Raw genomic sequence first — 16,088 nt, forward strand, 5'->3', positions numbered from 1 at the left:
CTGCAGAGATTGTCAGATTCGTGCCTGCTTGAGAAAATCGAGCCGGACAGAGAAGGAAAGAAACTCACATCCCGTACAACACGAAGTGTGCAATGCCGGGACCGTGTCGCACACTTCGTGTTTTTCGTGGTATGTCCAGAATCCTCCACAGGGAAGAATCCGTTAAGCGGAAACCGGTCATGAAGGATATCCAGAACCTCCGCGACGATCGACGCATCAACATCCGCAGGGTCGGTGTCAAAACCATTTCCTATCCTGTGACCGTTCTTGACAAGGAGCATCGGCTGCAGCAGACCGTGGCCACGGTCAATATGTACGTCAACCTGCCACACCGGTTTAAGGGCACACATATGAGCCGTTTTGTGGAGATCCTGAACCGGTTCCACGGCCGGATCAATCTGGAGAGCTTCCACCGTATTCTTGAGGAGACCAAGGACCGGCTTGATGCGGAAGCAGCGCATATGGAGATTGAATTTCCCTATTTTCTCCAGCGGGACTCCTCGCTCGACTCCATCGGTACCGAGCGTTATGAGTGCCGGATGCATGGCTCCCTGGCTCAGAGCGATGACCTGGTGCTGGAAATCGATGTCCCGATCACGGTTCCCCGTTCAAGTCTTGACCAGGGGGGATTGCCCAGGTCCATGGGCCGCTGGGGAACGGCCAGGGTCGCGGTCCGGTTCCGGGAGTTTATCTGGATCGAAGATCTGATCAGTCTTGTGGAGCAGGGACTGGCCGGCAGAAGTGACCTGCCTGACTCGGTGGAGACGGTCTGTCGTCAGCTGGGTGAAATACTGGCTGATCAGCCAGCCATTCGCTGGTTCTCGGTGGTGGTGGAAAATTTCGCCAGCGGTTTTGCCACCTTTGCCAGCGTCACTTCATCTAATCAAACACCTTCAACAAGTATAAAAGAAATCAATGAATGAACTGCTGTTTGAAATAGGTACCGAAGAGGTCCCGGCCGGCTATCTCCAACCGGCTCTTGTGTTTTTGGAGCAGGCCTGTGCGGCCAGGTTGTCCGAGCTCGGGCTTGATTCCGGCCCCATTCATACGGTGGGAACCCCTCGACGACTCACCCTTTGTGTGGAAGATCTCCAGTCCAGGCAGCCGGACAGAAGGGTGGAACATATCGGACCTTCGAAAAAAGCCGGTTTTGATGCAGATGGTAATCCCACAAAGGCAGCGATGGGATTTGCCCGTTCCCGCGGGGTCACGGTGGAGGATCTTCAGGTTGTGGAGACTCCCAGGGGGCCGTATCTCATGGCTGTTGAACATGTTCAGGGACGGGAAACCATTGAGCTTCTGCCGGAAATTCTGGAAGGGTTGATCCGCAGAATGGTCTTTCCAAAGTCCATGCGCTGGGCCGATACGTCGCTGGCCTTTGCCCGCCCCATCCAGTGGCTCCTTGCCCTCTATGATGGACAGGTGGTGGAGTTTAGGGTTGAAGACACGGTGAGCGGCAACAAGACCCGGGGACACCGTTTCATGGCTCCGGAGAGTTTTGTGGTCACTGGCTTTGCACAGTATAAGGAAAGGCTCCTGGAGCATTCCGTGCTGGTGGAACCGCAAAAGAGGCGGCGTCAGGTGATCAGCGAGGTCAAACAGGCAGTGGCTGGCCGTACGTCGGAGGGTGAAGCGGTACTCGACGATGGTCTGTTGGATACGGTCACAAACCTGGTAGAGATTCCCTGGGGAGTGTGCGGAAGTTTTGACGAAAAATTTCTCGAATTACCTGACGAAGCTCTGATCACTTCCATGCGCGAGCACCAGAAATATTTTCCGGTCCAGGACAGGAACGGTTCCCTTATGCCGCTCTTTGTCGCGGTGAACAACACACGTATCGAGGATCGGGGAGTGGCGGTTGCTGGCCATGAACGGGTCCTGCGAGCCCGCCTGGAAGACGGTCTCTTTTTTTTCAACGAAGACAAGAAGACCCCGCTTGCCAGACGGATCGATGCCCTGGAAGGCATTATCTTCCAGCAGAAACTTGGCAGCATGAAAGAAAAAACCGCCCGTATTGCCCGGCTGGCCGGTATGCTGGCCCGGGAGCTGGCACCGGAAATCGAGGAGGATGCAGTGCGGGCTGCCTGGCTGTGCAAGACTGACCTGTTGACCGAGATGGTTGGTGAGTTCCCTTCGCTCCAGGGAGTTATGGGGCGGGAGTACGCCCTGTTGGATGGTGAGAAGCCGGAAGTGGCACGGGCCATCAGTGAACATTATCTTCCTTTGCGTGCTGGAGGCGAGTTGCCGGCCACCCTTCAGGGTGCCATTATCGGTATTGCTGATCGGATCGATACCCTGACCGGCTGCTTTACCATTGGTGAAAAACCAACCGGTAACACGGACCCCTTCGGGCTCAGGCGCCAGGCTCTGGGTTTACTGCATATCATATCAGGGCTCAAAATCTCCCTCTCCCTGAAGGCGGTAATCGGTTATGCTCTTGAGGGGTACAGGGACCTGCTCGGGCATGACCGGGATGAAAAGATCATTGACGAGGTCCTTCGCTTTATCCGCCTGCGCTTTACCAACGATCTGGTGGCTTCGGGAACACGGGCCGAGATTGTGGAGGCGGCAACTTCTGTTGTCTTTGATGATGTGGTTGACTGTCTGGCCCGGATCAGGGCTCTGGAAGAGATACGCAGCCGGGAAGAGTTCACTGTTCTTGCCGGATCGTTCAAGCGGATAAGAAACATCATCAAGGACAATGCAGAATCAACCGTAGATACGAATCTGTTTGTCGAGGAGGCGGAAAAGGATCTTTACCAGGTCTTGCTGGAAGTTCAGGAAACAGCAGGACCCCTGCTTGAGAAAAGAGAATACGAGGCATCGCTGCGGGCCATGTTGCGGATGAAGGAACCGGTGGACCGGTTTTTTGACCAGGTCATGGTCATGGCCGAGGATCCGGACGTGCGGCAGAACCGGCTCAATCTGCTCACCGCCCTGGGCCAGCTTGTCCTGAAGGTGGGCGATATCTCCAAGATGCATGCGGAGGGGTAGAGGTCGCTGAACAGGCCTTTTGGCAATAAGATCGTGAAGAGCTGACCTGCCTGTTGTCCAGTGCCGGGATACACCGCTCCAGGCGGTGTGTTCCCTTGCAGGACACCTTGAGATGATAATGTTTCAAGCGGCCCTGATCATGGCCACCGGTCTTGTTGGACCCTGTTGTAACAATACAAAAAATACACAAAAAAAAGGCTGCTCGAATTGAGCAGCCTTTTTTTGTTGTTTGCCTCTAACTGTCAGCAGGTTATTTCTTGGGATGACAGGTGGAGCACTTGGTCAGCTCTTTTTTGCCGGTTCCTTTATGACAGCCTTTGCAGTTTTTGTGGCCAACGGCCTTGAAGGTTTGCAGACCCTTGGGCATTCCGGCACCCTTGTTGTGGCAGCTTTCGCACTTCTTGATCTCCATCCCCTCGGAGTAGGGCACCTGTTTGCCGTCCGCACCTTTGGTGTGGTGACACTCACCGCATTCCAGCCTCTTCTGGTGCTCGGCATGGGGGAATTGCACTGGTTTGGGCTTTTTGGCGCCATCAATGGTGGATTTCAGGGTGATCTCGGCCGGTCCCTTGTCCTGGGCCATGGACAGGCCGCTTAAGGCCACACTGAACACAAAGGCCGTAGCTACTGCGTAAACGATTGATTTTTTCATACTTCTCCTCCTCTTGGTATACATCACATTTTTGCTGAATGGTGATTCATAAAATCAATAATTTTATAGCACGGCAGGGTGGAGCTGTCAAGCCAGCTTTTTGGTGGCTTGGGGCATCAACCGGCCCCGTAGCTATGGAGGCCTGAAAGCCAGAAATTAACGCCGAAATAGGTGAAAAAGACGGCAATGAAACCGATGACGGAGAGCCAGGCGATCCGGGTACCACTCCAGCCACGGGTAAAACGGGCATGGAGAGTGGATGCATAGATAAACCAGGTAATCAGGGACCAGGTTTCCTTGGGATCCCAGCTCCAGTAGGTGCCCCAGGCTTCGTTGGCCCACACTGCGCCGGTGATGATACCGGCGGAGAGCCAGAGAAAGCCAAAGACAATCGTCTTGTGGGTCATATCATCTATCAGCTTCAGGTCCGGCAGCGATCCGGTCAGGCTATCTGGCGCAAGACCCCGCCTGATGGCCGATTTCTTGAGCAGGTACATCATACCCAGGCCGCCGGCTACGGCAAAGGCCCCATAGCCGATGAAACAGGTGACCACGTGAGCGATCAGCCAGTTGGATTGAAGAGCTGGAATCAGGGGGCTGATCTCCTGGTTTATTCCTTTGGCAAACGAGGCATAGGCCATGGCCACAAAGGCGAAGGGCATGGCGAATGTCCCAATCACGCTGGTCTTGAACTTGAGCTCCATAAAAATGTAGAGCGGCACAACGCACCAGGCGAAAAAGACCAGGGATTCATACATGTTTGTCAGTGGCGCGTGGCCAATGCCCATCTGGTAGGATTCGTGCCAGCGCAGGCCAAGACCAGCGGTCTGGCTGACCCAGCCGATAAGGGTTATAACCAGGCCGATGGTGCCCAGTTTTTTGTTTTTGAAAACAAACAGGGCAAGGTAGAACGCCGATGATAGTAGATAGGCAAGCGTCGTGATACCAAGAAGCTGTGAGCTGTTCATAGTTATCTCGCTATTGGGTTGATATGAGTTGAAAGGCTGCCAGGCAGCATAACGTACAGATCAGGTTCAGGAGAAATCGTCCAGCATCCCGTGGAATTTTTTCTCAAACCCAAGCTTGTTCTTGTTGGCGGAGCCGACAAAGAGAACCCGAGTGATTCCGTCCTCTTCCCGGATATAGGCCCAGATCTTTCGATGGGACATGAAAAAGGCGACCATGAGGCCAAGGAGCATCATGCCGCAACCGATATACACAAACCAGACACCGGGGTCCTTGGCAACCTGGAGGCCTGTGGCGTAGAGTTGTTTGGCCGAGAAGACGTATTTTCCGGACGGTCGCTCGACAATGGCCTCCCGTCCGGCCTCGATCCAGAAGATGGACGGTTTGCCCTGGTTGTCTGTGAACCATACCTTGACCCGCCTGACCACATCACCCAACCGCTCTGTATTGAGGATACCAAAGACGATTCCACTTTCGTTCCAGCGGATCTGTTTGGCCGGAGGAATGACCGACTCGAAGGTGGAACCGGTCTTCTCATTCACCACCCGGACAATGAAGTCGTTATAGGGCTGGTAGCTGGACTGATAAAAGGTGATCCCCCTGTAAGTCAGGGGGCTGTTGACCTCGATCCTGGTGTGCAGGACCTCTTTGCCATCCTCGATGACAGTGAGGTCGGAAAGATACTCCTTGGGCATGCCATTGGAATAGTACTCAATGTTGAAGTAGTTGCAGCGGATAATGAAACCAAGGGGAATCTTTTCACCGGTGTCAAAGGCAAAGATCGAATCGGACTCCCTGGTTTCCGGGATCATGATCGAGCCCTTGAAGGCAAAGGTCGGGTCCTTTAAGATCTTCCTGGCCACAGTGGGGGAGCCGATAATGGCTCCGATGAAAATGATGAGGATGGAAGTGTGGACGATGTAGACCCCGAACCTGGTCCAGGGTCCTTTTTCGGCAAAGATCAGTACTCCGTCGCTTTTTTCCCGCTGCACAGGTTTCCAGCCCTTGGATTTGAGAAACGAGGCAACCCTGGACACTACCTCATCTTTCTGGTTGCGCAGGGTCACTTCTTTTTTGACTTTGCGCCGGACGAGCTTGGCCTGGTCTATGTCCAGGTTGTCCTTGTGAATGATATTCCAGACCGTGGGGATGCGTTCCAGGCTGCAGACTATGAGGTTGAGGGAAAAGAAGGTGAGCAGGCCAAGAAACCACCAGGAATTGTACATGTCCGGTATACCCAGGGTGTGCATGAGCCGGGCCATGTTTTCTCCATATTCATGGACATAAAACTCCATGGGCTTGGACTGGGGAATGATGGTTCCGATGATGGATGTGGCGGCCAGGATGAAAAGCAGGAAAAGTGCCAGCTTGACCGAGGCGAAAAACGCCCAGACAGGATTTTTCTTTTTTGGGGACATGGGAATATTTTTGGATCAGTGAATATTTAATGGGTTATGTGCCTGTTCGCACACTGTGGCATGGATGTTTCTGCTAACACAACATCTGTGACCTGTCAATACACAATACACTGGCGCAAACGGTGGCATTGCTCCCGGATGTCTGGCCGCCGGGATCGGTTCAGGTCCATTTTTAATAAGACTGATAATTACTATTACCACTTTTTGCCTCCAGGTCTCAACTGTTTTTTTTGTGTGGAGCAGGAGGGATGCTCAGGAGTAGTTGTCAGAGGGTGACTATCTTGTGGCGGATGGCGTATTTAACCAGCCCGGCCACCGAGTGGATGTCAAGTTTGGTCATGATATTCTTGCGGTGAGTATCCACAGTGGATGTGGAGATGCAGAGTTTGGAAGCGATTTCCTGGTTGGTCATGCCCTCGGCTACCAGCTGAAGAATTTCTCGTTCCCGTTCGGTGAGGATGTTTCTGGAACCATCGGTGGAATGGCGGGCCATTTTGATGAACTCTCTGAGAACCGGGGTCTCAAGGGTGGGGGAGACAAACATCTCTCCGGCAGCCACGGTACGGATGGCACCGATCAGCATGTCAAAGCTCTCTTCTTTGAGCATAAAGCCAAGTGCCGAGGACTTGAGCGCTTCTACCGCAAAAAAACAGTCAGCATGCATGGTCAGAATCAGGGATCGGGTATCCGGAGCGATTTTTATCAGCCGTTTGGCGACCTCGATTCCGGTCAGTCCGGGCATGGCGATATCGAGCACAACCACGTCTGGCTGGAGCTCTTCGATCAGGGCGAGGGACTGCTGGCCGTCACTGGCCTCTCCGACCACTTCAATATCTTGGGTGGATTTCAGCAGGGTTCGCAGTCCCTGGCGGAAAAGCTGGTGGTCGTCTGCAAGAAAAGTGGTTATCATGTCGGGTTGTTGTCTGTACTCAGAGGAACATCTATAACAATGCGCGTACCCTTGCCTGGTTCGGATTCCACTGAAAAACTGCCGCCCATGGCCGTGATCCATTCGCGAATGGAAATAAGACCGATACCCTGGATCTCGGGTTCTGACGATTGCAGGCTGCGCGGATCAAAGCCCTGGCCCTCATCATCCACTGTCAACCGGACATGATTGCCCTTTTTTTGGAGGGTTGCAACAATTTCTTTGGTCTGGGCATGCTTCCAGGCATTATGAAGAAGCTCCTTGAAAGAGCGGAAGAGGTAGATCTTCTGTGACTCGGAAAGACCCAGTTCTCCAGGAGGGCCATACACTGAGACGTTGATCCCGGTCCTTCTCGTGAAGTTGTCGGTGTACCAGAGCATGGCCGGCGCCAGTCCCTGGGTGTCGAGGACGGTGGGGTAGAGGTCAAAGATCATGGTTCTGATCTGACGGATCATCAGGTTGATGACCTCGCGGATTTCCCCGAGCAGCTCGCTGATCCTTCTGTCGTTCGAGTCCCCGGGACGGTGGTGGATCTGTTTTTCCGCTTCCTGAAGCTTGAGGTTGACAAGGGCCAGGTTCTGCGCCATTTCCTCATGGAGTATCTGGCCGATATGACGACGTTCCCGTTCTTCAGCCAGGACGATTTCCTCCTGAAGTTTCTTGTGGAAGTGGAGTTTCTCTTCCTGCTGCTTTTTCTCCTCGGTCACGTCCCTGAGGATACCTTCATAACCGATCAGGCTCCCTGAGTCATCGTAGCGTGCGGTGGCGGTCATCAGACAGAACCTGGTGCTGCCGTCGGCCCGGACCAGCCTGGTTTCATAGTTCCTTACATATCCTTTGTCGCGGATTGCATCATGGATGGCCGACATACTGTCGCCTTCTTCCGGGTGAGACTTGCAGCAGCCCAGGGTCAGCCGGTGCATCGGGTTTTGGTCGTCGATACCGATCAGTCTGCGGCCAGCCCCGTTGATGTCGATGATGTTGAACATGGTATCGGTGACTAAGATACAGTCGCGGGAATTTTCAAAAATCTGTCGGTACTTGGTCTCAGAGAGACGAAGTTTGTGGATGGTCTGCTCAAGCTTTGCAGCCATCTCATTGAAGAGTCTGCCAAACCGTCCCATGTCATCACTGGTGTATACCCGGGCCCGGGCCGAAAGGTCTCCCCGCTGGATCCGTCCGGCGGCTCTGGCCAGGGACTCGACAGGCCGGGAGCAGTTCCAGGCCACCAGGACGGCCATGGCGACGCAGATGACGATGAGCAGGATGGTGAATGGCATGAACGACTGGACATACTCGTTGAATCCCATTAACAGGTTGGCATCGTCCACCGTGGTCAAGAGGATCCAGTATCTTTCGTTCTTACCGGGATGGATGCCCGCGGGGGATTTATGCTTCGCAGGGACTGCCGGATTGGTTGAGGTGGCCAGGTTGATGCGTTTGAAAGCGTAGAGGGTTTGTTTGTAGGTCTCCTGGCTTTTGCGGATGGTGATTCCGCTGATGTTGCTGGTTATCCACTGTTCCAGTTCGGGTTCGTACCGGAACAGGGTTTCGTTGGTACCGAGCATGAAACCAAAGGTTTTGGAATGGTCCGGGTGGAAGAGAAAGTAGCCGTCTTTGTTGAGGAGAAAGTACTGTTCTCCCCGCGGGGAGTTTATCTGCTGTTCTGTCAGCAGATCCAGGAAGACAGAGCCAAAGATGTTGAGAACCAGGACGCCGCGTTTCTGGCCATGACGATCCATTACAGGGGTGGCATAACGGATGACCGGGACAAGGGGACGTTCGATCTGATTTTTCTCCATGTTGAGGTCCATGGGGGAGATGTAGACTTTGCCCGGTACCAGTTGGATGGCTTCCTGGAAATAGTAGCGGCCGCTTTTGTCCTGGAGCTGATCCGGTGGGGTCAGCCAGGTCTTCTTGTTCTTGACGTTGACCCGGATGACCTCGCAACCGTGATCGTCGAGAAAGCGTATCTGCTGGAAGATTGAGTGATTCCTGGCCAGGGCCAGGAATTCTTCACCCAGGTCGCGCAGGGCCATGTGGCGCTGTTGCATGGAGGTGGCGTTGATAAACTTCTGTAAATTGGGCATGTCCCGCAGGACAAGCAGATCACGTATTACCCATTGGAGTACGGACTGGATATCGCTCTCCATCAGTTCAAGATCCACCAGGGCCCTTTCTCTGGCCCGGTCCAGGGCGAACTGGCGTTGCTTGTAGCGGGCATAGCCGCTGCTGACGATAACCACCGAGACGGTGAGAATGACAAAGATGAAGATGAGTTTACCGCGCAGGCTGCTCAGCATGAATGGTGGTCCGATTGAGGGTGAAGCGGTCGATTCAATCAGATATAACCAGACGAGCACGGAAGCGCAAGAAACACCACAGGCCCGGGACGATGCCGGGCCTGTGGGTGGAGGAGGATAGAAGGTAATTATTGTCGGCCAGTACCATCGAATGAGAGTTATCGGTTAAAAGGAGGATAAACTTGTCTGGGCAACTTTCGACCAGATCCTGCTTGATTCAGGTTCCGGCCTGCCATGGCCGGGAGGGTTGTCTGGCAACGTACAACCTCCGTTTTCCCGCTCTGTTCAGTGAGCCACTGTTTTACGGGGCGGTTTCGCTGTTTTGCTGGCAGGATATCTCTTTCCCCGGCTGCCGGCATAACGGCAGGACCGTCGGCACATGCGGCATACCGTGGGATTGGATATGGGTAACCCTGACTTAATGCAGTTGTGGTATTGGCTTACGTCTTTCATAATTACCTCCTGATTACTCTTATATGCCGGAGAGAACCATAATTGAATACCGGATTCACGGTATATTGCATCGTCCAAAACGCTATTATATCGTGATATTCCGACATTGTGGCACCTCGGGGCGATTGGATCTGTCAGGGGTAGTGTCCACTGGAGGGAAAAAACGGCATGCAGGGAAAAGAACTTGCTTTTTTCTCCTTGCAGGGTATATATATCTGTTTCACACAGAAACAACCCTTTGTGAGGAGAATATATCATGTCACGAGTATGCGATATTTGTGGAAAAGGTCCGGCCACTGGAAACAACGTCAGCCATGCCCATAACAAGACCCGTCGCCGCTGGCTGCCGAATCTGCAGAAAGTTCGTATGGTTACCAAGAATGGCAGCACCGTTCGTGTACGCGCCTGCACCCGTTGCATCCGCTCCGGAGCTGTAGTCAAACCAGCCTGATTGTTCCGGCAGAACATGAGTCATGGGGCGAGTGGATTTTTTCTTCTCGCCCCTTTCTTTTGCCACCGCTGGCTAACATGAGATCATCTGAATGTCCGGTTCTGGCTGTGCACAACAGGGACCGGGTGTTCATTGTGGTCCTTTGCTGGTACGCAGTTACGTGTATACAACCAAGGAGGAAACCATGAGCCAGGAAGAAGAAATCCGTTTTCTGCCCTACGAGGAAGCAATAAAGATCGTTGCCGCAATCCAGGAAGAGGAAGACATCGAAGAGCCGAACCATCGCATTCTCACCGTTTACAACCACGATGATCGAGAGATCTGCTGGTTTGATTTCGACGAGGTGATGGAAGCGGTCGGTCCGGTGAAGAAAACAGAGGAAAAAGAGGTTGTTTCCAATTACATCCTGCATCGCATCCCGGACTGGGCCTTGGACATCTGAGTCCATCCCGCCCCGGGACCTCGTCTCTGTTACTGGATCCATGAAGCCGAGGAGCTGCTGCTCCCCGGCTTTTTCTTTTGTATCGGGCCGCAGAAGGGGAGAACGAGCTGCCGTCCCTGCGGAGCGCCATTTTTGCTGGAGACAAGGTTGGAGACAGTGATGCCAAGCAGCCGCACCTTCTGGCACCCGGCATTGGTTGCCTTGAGCAGAACCTGGATTACCGGGAAGATCTCCTCTGCTCGGTCCGTGGGCTGCCCCAGGGTCCTGGAGCGGGTGATGGTGGTGAAGTCGTGGTAGCGAAGCTTGAGGGTGATGGTGCGGCCCATGCATTTTTTTTCCTGCAGGGCAGCGGCCACCTGCCGGGCCTGTTCGGCCAGCAGCTTCAGCATCAGGTCCAGGTCTCTGGTATCGGTTTTCAGAGTTGTTTCGGTGCCCAGGGATTTTCGTTCCCGCACCGGGCACACTGGCCTGGGATCGATACCCCGGACGATGTCATGAAAGAACAGTCCTGATTTGCCAAAATGGGCCACCAGTTCTTTTCGGCTCCACCTTCGCAGATCGTCTCCCGTCCGGATGCCCAGGGCATACATCTTTTTCTTGGTGACCCTGCCAACTCCGTAGAATTTACCGATATCAATGCTTCTGATGAAGGACAGGACCTGTTCCGGGGTGATCACGGTGATCCCGTCGGGCTTGTTGCAGTCCGAGGCAACCTTGGCCAGGAACTTGTTGCACGAGACACCGGCTGACGCCGTTAATCCTGTTCGGGCAGCGATATCGTGGCGGATGGCCTCGGCGACCCAGGTGGCCGAGGGAATGTCTTTGCGGTTGCAGGTGATGTCAAGAAAGGCCTCGTCCAGGGAGAGAGGCTCCACCAGGTCGGTGTATTCATGGAATATTGCCATGATCCGGGTCGATATCTCCTGATAGCGTTCCCGGCGTGGTTTGACGAAGACCGCTTCGGGACAGAGACGCGCCGCCCTGGCGCAGCTCATGGCCGAATGGATTCCGAAGCGGCGTGCCTCGTAGGAGCAGGCCGCCACCACCCCTCGACCGCGGGGATCGCCACCTACCACCACCGGCCGGCCGCGCAGAGCAGGGTTGTCCCGCTGTTCCACCGAGGCGTAAAAGGCGTCCATATCGATGTGGATGATCTTACGCACCATGGATGGTCATACGAATCTTGTGGCTGCGTGGAAATTCGCGTTTGATGAGAGTCCGCAGCAGTTTTTTGAGCTTGGCGGACTTTACCACGAAATCCTGTCTCTCAAAGCCCCGTTCCTCTATCCGCAATCGCCCTTCCTCCAGACAAATGATACGTACAGACCTGTCCCTTTTCCAGGTCAGCAGTTCAATGGCCTGGCCAGGATCAAGTTTTCGGCATCGGGTCAGGGCGGTGGCAAGGGCAGCGTTTTTGTCGGGCATGGATCAGGAAAGGGCGATGGTTGTTTATCCATATCTCTGCCATCACCGGATGATGTTGGCTGGCACGGACTACGGGTTGTCCTGGAGTCGTTTGAGTTCGTATGTAAAGAATCAGATAATGCCGTCGGGAACAGGTGGGACCCGTTCTCCGCCCAGGACAAAACCACCGTCCAGTCGCAGGGTAGCTCCGGTCAGGAAATCAGCTTCAACGAGAAAAAGAACAGCCCGTGCCACCTCCTCCGGTGTGCCGGTCCGCCCCACCAGGGTATGGTCCAGCAGGGCCTGTTTCTGTGCGTTACTCAAGGCCTCGTTCCAGCCCCTGGTTCCCTGACCGTGCCGGCTGTCGATGAGGCCGAGCATCAACTCGTTGACCCGCACGGACGGTGCCCCCAGCCTGGCCCAGGTTTGGGTGAGGGCGGCCACTCCCCGGTTGGCGGCGCTGTAGCCGTCGCTGAAGATGAGGCCGGCCGGTCCGGAGCGGCCGGTTATGGCGGCAATGGAAGAGATGTTGACCACCACGGCTTCGTCAGCCTGTTTGAGCAGCGGGAGGCAGCTGTTGAACACCAGGTATTTGGCGTGCAGGGTGGTGTCCATTTCCAGTTGCCACTGGTCCCGGTTGACCGGCCGTGTGTAGGCGCCGTGGACCGCCGGCATGCCGCCGCGCTCTATGTTGTTGATCAGCACCTCCAGGCTGCCGAATTCCTGAGAGAGTCGCTGTGCCATCTCCTCCACGGCTTCAGGGCTGCGCAGATCGACCTGTAGGAACAGGTGTCCTTCCTGCCGGGCCGTGAATTCCTTGACCATCCGGGTCGAGGATTCGGGCCAGTCGTGGTATATGAGGGCCAGCCGGACGCCACAATCGGCCAGAGCCCTGCTTATGGCCAGGCCGATATCCCGGGAGGCTCCCAGGACCAGACCGTTTTTTCCTTTGAGATTCATCTTGCTAGCGTGAATTATATTCTATAGGGTGTCAAATGGGAATATGTATTCCAAACTCACCTCCGGAGCAAGGTGTTTCCAGGGTGATATTCATCAGGCCTTGAAAAACTGTTGCGTTTGATGATACTGCGCCAAACATCCTCTTGATCATTATGAGACATATCAAATCCGTTTTGTATACGTACTGTACGCTGCTTGCCACCCTTTTGCTTGTCCTTGGCAGCGGATCAGGAGCGCAGGGGGCTGGTGGTGAACTCCCTCGGTCCTGTATCAGCAAGGGCTGGCCCCAGGACACCAGTGATCTGCAACCGGATCCGGCCCTTCGCTTCGGCACCCTGCAAAATGGGCTGCGCTACGTGCTTATGAAAAACCGGGAGCCCAGGGGCCGGGTGGCCATGTATCTTGACGTTCAGGCCGGTTCTGTCAATGAAACGGAAGAGCAGCGAGGTCTTGCTCATTTTCTGGAGCATATGCTGTTTAACGGTACAACCCATTTTCCCCCTGGCACCCTGGTTGAATATCTCCAGTCTGTGGGTATGGAATTCGGGGCCGATACCAATGCCCATACCGGCTATGGCGAGACGGTCTATAAACTGGTGCTGCCTGATAACAGTGAACAGCGGATCAGTGAAGGGCTTCTGATCATGGCTGATTATGCCCGTGGCGCACTCCTGCTTGAGGAAGAGGTGGATCGGGAACGGGGAATTATTCTGGCGGAAAAACGGGCTAGAGATTCCGCCCGGTCCAGGGTCGCCCTTGAACGGATGCATTTTGCCTTTGCCGGAACCAGGATTGCCAATCGTGATATTATAGGCACGGAAGAGACCTTGCTGGCTGCTGACAGCAGGATGCTCAGGTCCTACTACGATGCCTGGTACCGGCCGGAAAATATGATTCTGGTCGTGGTTGGAGATATGGATCCCGACCGGGTTGACGTCATGCTCCGTGAGCAGCTCTCCGGCCTGCGGGCAGCTGAGGTCCTTCCCCGGTGCCCGGATTTCGGCAGGGTGGCCCGCAGAGGAACCGAGGTCTTCTATCTGCACGAACCGGAACTCGGGGCAACCCAGATTTACCTGGAAAGTGTCTGGGACAGGAATCCAGAGCCGGATACCCGTGAATGGGAAAAGAAGTTTTTTTCCAGATACGTGGCAGCGGCCATTTTGAATAACCGGTTGCAGGTACTGACGGCCCGGCCCGGGAGTCCGCTTACCAGTGCCCAAGCCTATTACGGGGATCTGCTGCAACGGGTGGGATACACCACGCTGCGCGCTGTGACCGATGCTGACCAGTGGGAAAATTCTCTGGTTCTGCTTACTTCCACTCTTAAGCAGGCCCTGGAATATGGTTTTACTCCGGCTGAACTGAAACGGGTCCAACGGGAGATCATGGCTGATCTGCAAAAGCAGGTGCAGACCAAGGCCAGCCGGAGAAGCAGTGACCTGGCTTCACAGCTCGTGGATCACCTCAATGATAATCGGGTATTCAAGTCACCGGAGCAGGAAAAGATTCTTTATGGCGACTTGCTCAAAGAAATGACCCTGGAAGATGTCAATCAGGCCTTCAGGGGTCTGTGGAATCGTGATAACCGATTGATCGAGGTCCTTGGCGACGCTGAATTGGGTCAGGGCAGGAAGGCTCCGGAACAGCAGATTCTGCGCACATACAATTCAGCGCTTTCAAGAGCCGTGTCGCCCTGGGTGGAAAAGGAGTCTGCTGCTTTCCCCTATCTTTCTCCTGCTAAAGAGCCGGGAAAAGTGACCGGCCACACGATTCACCGGCAGATTGACGCTGAAACATGGGTTTTTGGGGATGGGACCCGTCTGAATGTGAAGAAGACTGATTTTGAGCCCGGAGAAGTCAGGGTCGTGGTCAGTTTTGGTGACGGCCGTCTGGCAGTGCCGACTCCCGGACTGGATCGTCTGGCCGAGAGCGTGGTGTCGGAGAGCGGGTTTGGACGTATGACGCGGGAGCAGCTTGCCAGGTCCCTGGCAGGGCATAGTGCCGAAATCCGTTTCCAGGTAGACGAGGAAAGTTTCCGGATCAGCGGTAAGGGACTGAATCAGGAGCTGGAACTGCTCCTGCAGCTGATCCAGGCGCAGCTGGAGGATCCTGGTTTCCGGGAAGAAGCGTATCGGCTGTCCATGGATCGGTTCAGACAGATGTATGATCAGATGGAGAGCTCGGTCGAAGGTGTGATGCAGCTGGTTGGCGAGGTGTTTCTGGCCGGAGGAAATCAGCGCTATGGCCTGGTGGACCGCCAGACGTTCATGGCCTTGACCCTGAAAGATGTGGAAACCTGGCTCCGTCCGATCCTTGCCGGGGCCAGGCTGGAGATTTCCGTGGTCGGTGATGTGGAGCCGGAAGAGGTGCTCACCCTTGTTTCAAAGTATTTCGGCGCATCCGGGAGAACCCTTGAGCCTGGGGCAAAGGGCGAAAATATTGTCTTCCCGGCCGGAAAAACTCTTAAGCGTACCGTGCAGAGCGAGACCGAGAAGGCCCTGGTGGTTTCTGCCTGGGAAACAGATGATTTCTGGGATATTTCCAGGACCAGGCGGCTTGGTGTTCTGGCATCGATTCTCAGTGACAGGTTGCGCCGCGAGGTCCGGGAAAAACTGGGGGCCACCTATTCACCGGTGGTATACAACCGTTCCAGCCGCGTTGATCCGGGGCATGGTGTACTTCGCAGCATGATCATCGTTGATCCGGCCCTGGCCGAGGTACTGCTCAAACGGATGGCGCAGGTCGGCGCGGATATCGCCCGCCAGGGTGTATCGGCCGAAGAGCTGCAGCGAGCCCTCAAACCCACCTTGACTTCCATCCGTGATATGATGCGTACAAATCGCTACTGGCTGGAGTCGGTTTTGGTTCTTTCTGGCCGCCATCCGGATCAACTTCGGTGGCCCTTGACTATCCAGCAGGATTTTGCCAGTATCAGGCCCGAGGAGCTTGCCGGGCTGGCAGAAAAGTATCTCGGTCCGGACCGGATGGCCGGTATTATCTTGAAATCAGAAACAAAGCCATGATCTGTTCAGCGCTTCCTCTTTAACAGGCCGTTGAAAAACTACTACGCTTGATGATACTGCGTCAAAATTCGGCTCAAAATGGACATGTACTCCA

At 54.7% G+C, this 16,088-nt stretch carries 13 protein-coding genes; 5 read left to right on the forward strand and 8 right to left on the reverse strand.

What is annotated here, in order from left to right:
• The first annotated feature begins 179 nt into the window (after positions 1 to 179).
• Complete coding sequence (locus ACXJJY_RS04285) at positions 180 to 923, forward strand: GTP cyclohydrolase, FolE2/MptA family (protein WP_456385473.1); 744 nt, start codon at positions 180 to 182, stop codon at positions 921 to 923.
• A complete protein-coding gene (glyS, locus tag ACXJJY_RS04290; RefSeq protein WP_456385474.1) occupies positions 916 to 2,994 on the forward strand; it encodes a glycine--tRNA ligase subunit beta in 2,079 nt (692 codons plus the stop codon). The genes ACXJJY_RS04285 and glyS overlap by 8 nt, the downstream gene beginning before the upstream one ends.
• A gap of 250 nt (positions 2,995 to 3,244) precedes the next feature.
• Here the strand turns inward: glyS and ACXJJY_RS04295 are convergent, their stop codons facing one another.
• From ACXJJY_RS04295 to ACXJJY_RS04315, 5 genes are all read right to left on the reverse strand, one after another.
• Entirely contained in the window at positions 3,245 to 3,646 is a 402-nt protein-coding gene (locus tag ACXJJY_RS04295; RefSeq protein WP_456385475.1) for a cytochrome c3 family protein, read from the reverse strand.
• Between the two features lie 116 nt (positions 3,647 to 3,762).
• Positions 3,763 to 4,614: a c-type cytochrome biogenesis protein CcsB gene (gene ccsB / locus ACXJJY_RS04300; protein ID WP_456385476.1), complete on the reverse strand. Its 852-nt coding sequence runs from the start codon at positions 4,612 to 4,614 to the stop codon at positions 3,763 to 3,765.
• A gap of 66 nt (positions 4,615 to 4,680) precedes the next feature.
• Positions 4,681 to 6,030, reverse strand: a complete 1,350-nt coding sequence (gene resB, locus ACXJJY_RS04305; protein WP_456385477.1) for a cytochrome c biogenesis protein ResB — start codon at positions 6,028 to 6,030, stop codon at positions 4,681 to 4,683.
• A 265-nt stretch (positions 6,031 to 6,295) separates the two neighbouring features.
• Entirely contained in the window at positions 6,296 to 6,940 is a 645-nt protein-coding gene (locus ACXJJY_RS04310) for a response regulator (RefSeq protein ID WP_456385478.1), read from the reverse strand.
• Positions 6,937 to 9,261, reverse strand: coding sequence for a PAS domain S-box protein (locus ACXJJY_RS04315; protein ID WP_456385479.1), 2,325 nt, complete (start codon positions 9,259 to 9,261; stop codon positions 6,937 to 6,939). The genes ACXJJY_RS04310 and ACXJJY_RS04315 overlap by 4 nt, the downstream gene beginning before the upstream one ends.
• Positions 9,262 to 9,970: 709 nt before the next feature.
• On the opposite strand from ACXJJY_RS04315, the gene rpmB reads away from it, so the two are divergent.
• Both rpmB and ACXJJY_RS04325 read left to right on the forward strand, forming a co-directional pair.
• On the forward strand, positions 9,971 to 10,165 hold the full coding sequence (gene rpmB / locus ACXJJY_RS04320) for a 50S ribosomal protein L28 (RefSeq protein WP_267926312.1): 195 nt from the start codon (positions 9,971 to 9,973) through the stop codon (positions 10,163 to 10,165).
• Positions 10,166 to 10,349: 184 nt separating this feature from the next.
• Positions 10,350 to 10,607, forward strand: coding sequence for a hypothetical protein (locus ACXJJY_RS04325; protein WP_456385480.1), 258 nt, complete (start codon positions 10,350 to 10,352; stop codon positions 10,605 to 10,607).
• Positions 10,608 to 10,636: 29 nt separating this feature from the next.
• Here the strand turns inward: ACXJJY_RS04325 and dinB are convergent, their stop codons facing one another.
• From dinB to ACXJJY_RS04340, 3 genes are all read right to left on the reverse strand, one after another.
• The gene (gene dinB / locus ACXJJY_RS04330; RefSeq protein ID WP_456385481.1) at positions 10,637 to 11,773 is read right to left on the reverse strand and encodes a DNA polymerase IV; all 1,137 of its coding nucleotides are present in this window, start codon (positions 11,771 to 11,773) and stop codon (positions 10,637 to 10,639) included.
• The gene (locus tag ACXJJY_RS04335; RefSeq protein ID WP_456385482.1) at positions 11,763 to 12,032 is read right to left on the reverse strand and encodes a hypothetical protein; all 270 of its coding nucleotides are present in this window, start codon (positions 12,030 to 12,032) and stop codon (positions 11,763 to 11,765) included. Before ACXJJY_RS04335 ends, dinB begins: the two co-directional genes overlap by 11 nt.
• 111 nt (positions 12,033 to 12,143) lie before the next feature.
• The gene (locus ACXJJY_RS04340; RefSeq protein ID WP_456385483.1) at positions 12,144 to 12,971 is read right to left on the reverse strand and encodes an SDR family NAD(P)-dependent oxidoreductase; all 828 of its coding nucleotides are present in this window, start codon (positions 12,969 to 12,971) and stop codon (positions 12,144 to 12,146) included.
• Positions 12,972 to 13,144: 173 nt separating this feature from the next.
• Here ACXJJY_RS04340 and ACXJJY_RS04345 point away from each other — a divergent pair, with 173 nt between their 5' ends.
• Positions 13,145 to 15,994: a M16 family metallopeptidase gene (locus ACXJJY_RS04345; RefSeq protein ID WP_456385484.1), complete on the forward strand. Its 2,850-nt coding sequence runs from the start codon at positions 13,145 to 13,147 to the stop codon at positions 15,992 to 15,994.
• Positions 15,995 to 16,088 lie beyond the last annotated feature (94 nt).

The organism is Desulfolithobacter sp., assembly GCF_054025815.1.

What these genes read in the sequence shown, in the direction of transcription:
- ACXJJY_RS04285 (WP_456385473.1), top strand. Translation starts at nt 180, where the DNA reads ATGAAGGATATCCAGAACCTCCGCGACGATCGACGCATCAACATCCGC.
- glyS (WP_456385474.1), top strand. Translation starts at nt 916, where the DNA reads ATGAATGAACTGCTGTTTGAAATAGGTACCGAAGAGGTCCCGGCCGGC.
- ACXJJY_RS04295 (WP_456385475.1), bottom strand. Translation starts at nt 3,646, where the DNA reads ATGAAAAAATCAATCGTTTACGCAGTAGCTACGGCCTTTGTGTTCAGT.
- ccsB (WP_456385476.1), bottom strand. Translation starts at nt 4,614, where the DNA reads ATGAACAGCTCACAGCTTCTTGGTATCACGACGCTTGCCTATCTACTA.
- resB (WP_456385477.1), bottom strand. Translation starts at nt 6,030, where the DNA reads ATGTCCCCAAAAAAGAAAAATCCTGTCTGGGCGTTTTTCGCCTCGGTC.
- ACXJJY_RS04310 (WP_456385478.1), bottom strand. Translation starts at nt 6,940, where the DNA reads ATGATAACCACTTTTCTTGCAGACGACCACCAGCTTTTCCGCCAGGGA.
- ACXJJY_RS04315 (WP_456385479.1), bottom strand. Translation starts at nt 9,261, where the DNA reads ATGCTGAGCAGCCTGCGCGGTAAACTCATCTTCATCTTTGTCATTCTC.
- rpmB (WP_267926312.1), top strand. Translation starts at nt 9,971, where the DNA reads ATGTCACGAGTATGCGATATTTGTGGAAAAGGTCCGGCCACTGGAAAC.
- ACXJJY_RS04325 (WP_456385480.1), top strand. Translation starts at nt 10,350, where the DNA reads ATGAGCCAGGAAGAAGAAATCCGTTTTCTGCCCTACGAGGAAGCAATA.
- dinB (WP_456385481.1), bottom strand. Translation starts at nt 11,773, where the DNA reads ATGGTGCGTAAGATCATCCACATCGATATGGACGCCTTTTACGCCTCG.
- ACXJJY_RS04335 (WP_456385482.1), bottom strand. Translation starts at nt 12,032, where the DNA reads ATGCCCGACAAAAACGCTGCCCTTGCCACCGCCCTGACCCGATGCCGA.
- ACXJJY_RS04340 (WP_456385483.1), bottom strand. Translation starts at nt 12,971, where the DNA reads ATGAATCTCAAAGGAAAAAACGGTCTGGTCCTGGGAGCCTCCCGGGAT.